Origin of the sequence: Streptococcus parasanguinis (assembly GCF_001578955.1) — a bacterium.
Lineage (GTDB): Bacteria > Bacillota > Bacilli > Lactobacillales > Streptococcaceae > Streptococcus > Streptococcus parasanguinis_U.
On the sequence record NZ_KQ969690.1, the window covers coordinates 482,067 to 485,596 of the forward strand.

Here is a 3,530-nt window from a genome sequence, read left to right on the forward strand (position 1 = left end):
TGAAGGACTTCGTGGATTTATTCCAGCTTCAATGCTTGATACTCGTTTTGTACGTAACACTGAACGTTTCGTAGGTCAAGAATTTGATGCTAAAATCAAAGAGGTAGATCCAAAAGAAAACCGCTTTATCCTTTCACGTCGTGAAGTTGTTGAAGCTGAATCAGCTGCAGCACGCGCAGAAGTATTTGGTAAATTGAACGTTGGTGATGTCGTAACTGGTAAAGTTGCACGTATCACAAGCTTCGGTGCTTTCATCGACCTTGGTGGTGTTGATGGATTGGTTCACTTGACAGAATTGTCACACGAACGCAACGTATCACCTAAATCAGTTGTAACTGTTGGTGAAGAAATCCAAGTGAAAGTTCTTGACTTGAACGAAGAAGAAGGTCGTGTATCACTTTCATTGAAAGCTACAACACCTGGACCTTGGGATGGCGTTGAACAAAAATTGGCTGCTGGTGATGTTATCGAAGGAACTGTTAAACGTTTGACTGACTTCGGTGCATTCGTTGAAGTATTGCCAGGTATCGACGGACTTGTACACATCTCACAAATTTCACACAAACGTGTTGAAAATCCAAAAGATGTTCTTAAAGTTGGACAAGAAGTAACTGTAAAAGTTCTTGAAGTAAATGCTGCAGATGAACGTGTATCACTTTCTATCAAAGCTCTTGAAGAACGTCCAGCTCAAGAAGAAGGCGAAAAACAAGAAAAACGTCAATCTCGTCCACGTCGTCCAAAACAAGAAAAACGCGACTTTGATCTTCCAGAAACTCAAACTGGATTCTCAATGGCTGACTTGTTTGGCGATATCGAATTGTAATATTCAAAAGAGGCTGGGACAAAAGTCCTAGCCTCTCAATTGTTTTTGGATTGTCGAACAAGACGCAGTGGTTGAGTGGGCTCTACTACGCTGATCTCATCAGCTTTTACAGCCCTACTCAACTGTGCGGAGGTGGGACAACGAAATCGAATTCTAACGAATTGCCGATTTCTGTCCCACTCTCTTTTTTACTTGTAAAATTATTGAGAATTTGATATACTATAACAGTTGCCACCCTTAGTGTAATGGATATCACGTAAGATTCCGGTTCTTGAGATGGGGGTTCGATTCCCTCAGGGTGGAAAGAAGAAAAGGTTGAGAAGTCTCTCAGCCTTTTTATTTTAAGTTCATAGCTCAAAAAAGACTCTCGAATTTGAGAGTCTTTTCTAATTGAATTAGTTGATTGATGCTTCTTGGAATTCAGGGTTTTTCCATGCTTCATCAATGATTGCTTGCAATTCATCAGCAGAAGCTTTCATTTTTTGTTGTTCCGCATCGTTCAATGGGATGTTCACTGGACGTACAATACCGTGTGCACCTACGATAGCAGGTTGACCGATAAAGACATTGCTAACACCATATTGACCTTCTTGGAATACAGAAAGTGGAAGTACTGCATTTTCATCATCAAGGATTGCTTTAGTGATACGAGCAAGGGCAACAGCGATACCGTAGTATGTAGCACCTTTTTTGTTAATGATAGTGTAAGCAGCATCACGAACACCTTCGAACAGTTCGATCAATTCAGTTTCTTGAACGTTTTGAGTGTCCTTAAGGAATTCTTCAAGGTTTACACCAGCAATGTTAGCGTGTGACCATACAGCGAATTCTGAGTCCCCGTGTTCACCCATGATGTAGGCGTGTACTGAACGAGCATCCACATCCAATTTTTCTGCCAAGGCTTGACGGAAACGAGCTGAGTCAAGAGAAGTACCTGAACCGATAACGCGTTCTTTAGGGAATCCTGAGAATTTCCATGTAGAGTATGTCAAAATGTCAACTGGGTTAGCAGCTACAAGGAAGATACCGTTAAATCCTGATTCAACAACTTGTGTTACGATTGATTTGTTGATAGCAAGGTTTTTACCAACAAGGTCAAGGCGAGTTTCACCTGGTTTTTGAGGAGCACCTGCAGTAATTACAACAAGGTCAGCGTCTGCACAGTCAGCGTACTCAGCCGCATAAATCTTCTTAGGTGAAGTGAAGGCAAGGGCGTGGCTAAGGTCAAGCGCATCTCCAACAGCTTTTTCGTGCAATTGAGGAATTTCGATAATTCCAAGCTCTTGTGCAATTCCTTGGTTGACAAGTGCAAATGCATAAGATGAACCTACGGCACCGTCACCGACAAGGATAACTTTTTTGTGTTGTTTAGTCAAATCCATGAGTCTAAACGTCTCCTTCATATTTTTTTGAGATAGATTCTCATACGGTTTCATTCTACCACTTTTAAAAGTCTTTGTCATCTGAAACAGTATGAATCTTTGATGTAAACGTTTTTACGTTTGTGTTCCTAAGCAGAAAAATAGGCTAAAATGTGTTATAATAGTATGGTGAATTAAGTAAAGAGAGGCATTTTTTGAATGCAGGATAAGAATCTAATTGATGTGAATTTAACATCAGAAATGAAGACGAGTTTTATCGATTATGCGATGAGTGTTATCGTAGCTCGTGCCCTACCTGATGTTCGGGATGGTTTAAAACCCGTTCACCGTCGTATTTTGTATGGTATGAATGAATTGGGTGTTACGCCAGACAAACCACATAAGAAGTCAGCCCGTATCACAGGGGATGTTATGGGTAAATACCACCCACACGGTGATTCCTCTATTTATGAAGCCATGGTTCGGATGGCGCAATGGTGGAGTTATCGCTACATGTTAGTGGACGGTCATGGAAACTTTGGTTCCATGGACGGTGATGGTGCCGCTGCACAACGGTATACCGAAGCCCGTATGAGTAAGATCGCTCTTGAAATGTTGCGGGATATCAACAAAAATACAGTTGATTTCACTGATAACTATGATGCCAGCGAGCGCGAACCTTTGGTCTTACCTGCACGTTTCCCTAACCTTCTGGTTAATGGTGCTACTGGGATTGCCGTTGGGATGGCCACAAATATTCCTCCTCACAATTTGGGAGAAACCATTGACGCAGTGAAGTTGATAATGGATAATCCTGAGGTAACAACCCGTGAACTTATGGAAGTTCTTCCAGGTCCAGATTTCCCGACAGGTGCTCTCGTTATGGGGAAATCAGGTATCCACAAAGCCTATGAAACAGGAAAAGGATCGATCGTCCTTCGCTCTCGTACAGAGATTGAAGTGACAAAGAGTGGCCGTGAACGGATTGTTGTTACCGAGTTCCCTTATATGGTCAATAAAACAAAGGTTCACGAACATATCGTTCGCTTGGTGCAAGAAAAACGGATCGAAGGGATTACAGCTGTACGTGATGAGTCAAACCGTGAAGGGGTTCGATTTGTAATTGAGGTTCGCCGGGATGCTTCGGCTAACGTTATTTTGAACAACCTCTTTAAGATGACGCAAATGCAAACCAATTTTGGATTCAATATGTTGGCGATCCAAAATGGTATTCCAAAGATTCTTTCTCTTCGCCAAATTTTAGGGGCTTATATTGAGCACCAGAAAGAAGTGGTGACTCGCCGGACCATCTTTGATAAAGAAAAAGCGGAAGCACGTGCCCATAT

The 3,530-nt window shown here is 42.0% G+C and carries 3 protein-coding genes and 1 tRNA gene; 3 read left to right on the top strand and 1 reads right to left on the bottom strand.

Annotated features, from left to right (window positions below; all coding sequences use genetic code 11):
• Positions 1–823 (top strand): 30S ribosomal protein S1 (gene rpsA / locus SPADD19_RS06225; RefSeq protein WP_241496503.1); only part of this gene is annotated, 823 nt, incomplete at its 5' end.
• A gap of 231 nt (positions 824–1,054) precedes the next feature.
• Positions 1,055–1,126 (top strand) — tRNA-Arg (locus SPADD19_RS06230).
• Between the two features lie 92 nt (positions 1,127–1,218).
• Here the strand turns inward: SPADD19_RS06230 and SPADD19_RS06235 are convergent.
• Positions 1,219–2,205, bottom strand: coding sequence for an L-lactate dehydrogenase (locus SPADD19_RS06235; RefSeq protein WP_061455536.1), 987 nt, complete (start codon positions 2,203–2,205; stop codon positions 1,219–1,221).
• Between the two features lie 198 nt (positions 2,206–2,403).
• Between SPADD19_RS06235 and SPADD19_RS06240 the strand changes: the two genes are divergently transcribed.
• The coding region (locus SPADD19_RS06240) for a DNA gyrase subunit A (protein WP_277619468.1) at positions 2,404–3,530 on the top strand (1,127 nt) is incomplete at its 3' end.